Genomic DNA, 2,080 nt, shown 5'->3' with positions numbered 1-2,080 from the left:
CTCCCTCATCACAAGCGAAAATCTGCTCGACGAATGACCGCCCTGACGGTAACATTTATTATTAAACAAGCTCTAAGAAATCCCCGACGATATGCATCAGATAATCAGACATTTTACCGACGACGATTTATATAAGTTCACGATGTGTTGCGCCGTTATAGAGAATTATCCGCGCACACAGGTGAAATACCGGTTTAATGACCGCGACAACACGGTATATCCGCCCGGATTTGCCCGGGAACTCATGCATCAGATCAAGATGCTCGAAGATGTTGTGATAACCGACAGGGAGATTGAGTTCATGCGCCGCAGGTGTCGTTACATACCTTCGTGGTTCTACAGTTTCCTGAAAGGGTTCCGCTACGATTCGAGATGGGTCACTGTCGCGCAGGATGAGCAGGGACATCTTTCGGTGGAGTTCGAGGGGAGCTGGAGCAACACTATAATGCTCGAGGTAAAAGTGCTCGCCATTATCTCCGAGTTGTACTACATGATGACCGGTGTTTCCGACAGTCTTGACTATGACGAGTATTACCGCCGGTCGTGGGACAAGGCGTCGCGGCTTATCTCGGAGGGGTGCATGTTCAGCGATTTCGGCACACGCCGGCGCGCTTCGTTCAAATCGCAGGATACCGTGGTGCGCGCCATGAAGGATTGCGATGCCGGGAGTGAGGGCCCCGGTCATTTCATCGGCACCAGCAACGTGTATCTGGCCATGAAGTACAATCTTACTCCTGTAGGCACTATGGCCCACGAATTCATATGCGCCATAGCAGGCATGTATGGTCCGCAGATGGCCAACTACCTTGCCATGAAGACATGGGCAAACACCTATCGGGGCGCGTTGGGCACATTTCTTTACGATACCTACGGATGGCGTATATTCAGCCTCAACTTTTCTGAGGATTATGCCAATATGTTCAAGGGGCTGCGTGTCGACAGTGGCGACAACTACCGTCAGCTCGACATGATAATTGAAAAATACCGTTCGCTCAACATTGATCCGCTTACCAAGCAGATTGTCTTCAGCAATGCTCTCGATGTGGATGCCGCGATTGAGTTGCAGCACTATGCCGCAGGGAAATGTCAGCCGTCATATGGTATCGGCACACATTTTACCAACGACTTCCCCGGAGTGAAGCCGATGAACATTGTTATCAAGCTGCTTGCCGTCAAGATTACAGAGTCGTGGCCGTTTTATTTCGAGACATGCAAACTTAGCGAGGACCACGGCAAGTATTCCGGCAATCCGGATACTGTGCGCCGCTTCATGGAAGCCCTCCACCTGCGGTAGACAAGCTCTTATATCCTGGTCCGCGGAATCGGTCGGAAAAACGCTGTTTTGGCGGCTTCGAGGCAACTTTGCTTTGCGTTCCACCGCTTAGGCACGACGGCATAGGCATGGATGTGCGCAATGGGCGGCCTCTGTCAGCAATGGTGTTGCATGTCAATGCTACGCTTCTTCCGGCAATTCTGCTGCGGACAGCGTGGGCGGCACGCATGGCTTTGGATTTCTCTCGAGCCGAGCGGGTTGCGGCGGCTTTGCGCTCAAGTCGCTCAGCCTTGCGGATATCCTTCTCTGTGGCCTCACGCTCGGCCTGAAGTCTGGCACGCAACTGACGGCGACGCTCGCGTGCACGCTCGTTGCGGCGGCGACGTCGGTCAATATCAGCTCTGATTATTATCCAGGCACAGGCAAATACCTGCTGGTCAATGGTGTGGAAGTAGGGCTCTTTGCCATGTTCGATGTAGTCGCGCACCATTTGCTCGGTTTCGTCGTCATTACAGCCTGAGAATCTCATGGCTACACGCCATAACGGGTCAAATTTGTAGCGGGGAGTTTTCGTTCTCGCTTTCTTGGACTTAGTACGTGAAGATGTTGTTTTCATAATAAGATAAAGATAAAACGGGTAGTTATTACACCGCAAAATTACAATATTGCGTTGTAATTTGCAAATGTTTTTTTAAGACCCCGTTCCCCAATATTTGTTAACGCTGGGGTTGCATATCTCTGAGTGATTTTTGTCTTGTGATGATGGAGCGTAGCCGTAGCTACGTGACTGAAGAACAAGGCAAAAAG

2 protein-coding genes are annotated in these 2,080 nt (G+C 51.0%); one reads left to right on the top strand and one right to left on the bottom strand.

Translation table 11 applies throughout. The annotated features are described in order from the left end of the window. Positions 1-91 precede the first annotated feature (91 nt). Positions 92-1,294 carry a nicotinate phosphoribosyltransferase gene (gene pncB, locus K2I50_RS10350; protein ID WP_301026275.1) on the top strand — a complete coding sequence of 401 codons (1,203 nt, stop codon included), beginning with the start codon at positions 92-94 and terminating at the stop codon, positions 1,292-1,294. Here pncB and K2I50_RS10345 read toward each other — a convergent pair. Further along, entirely contained in the window at positions 1,269-1,889 is a 621-nt protein-coding gene (locus tag K2I50_RS10345; protein WP_301026274.1) for a hypothetical protein, read from the bottom strand. The two genes, pncB and K2I50_RS10345, sit on opposite strands and share 26 nt — an antisense overlap. Positions 1,890-2,080: the final 191 nt, after the last annotated feature.

The sequence above is a fragment of the Muribaculum sp. genome (assembly GCF_029051885.1).
In the GTDB taxonomy this organism is placed as follows: domain Bacteria; phylum Bacteroidota; class Bacteroidia; order Bacteroidales; family Muribaculaceae; genus Muribaculum.
The sequence above is the reverse complement of the archived record's forward strand: the minus strand, read 5'-3'. Positions and strand labels throughout refer to the sequence as shown.

Coding starts and splice junctions, on each gene's coding strand:
- pncB (WP_301026275.1), top strand. CDS start 92: ATGCATCAGATAATCAGACATTTTACCGACGACGATTTATATAAGTTC.
- K2I50_RS10345 (WP_301026274.1), bottom strand. CDS start 1,889: ATGAAAACAACATCTTCACGTACTAAGTCCAAGAAAGCGAGAACGAAA.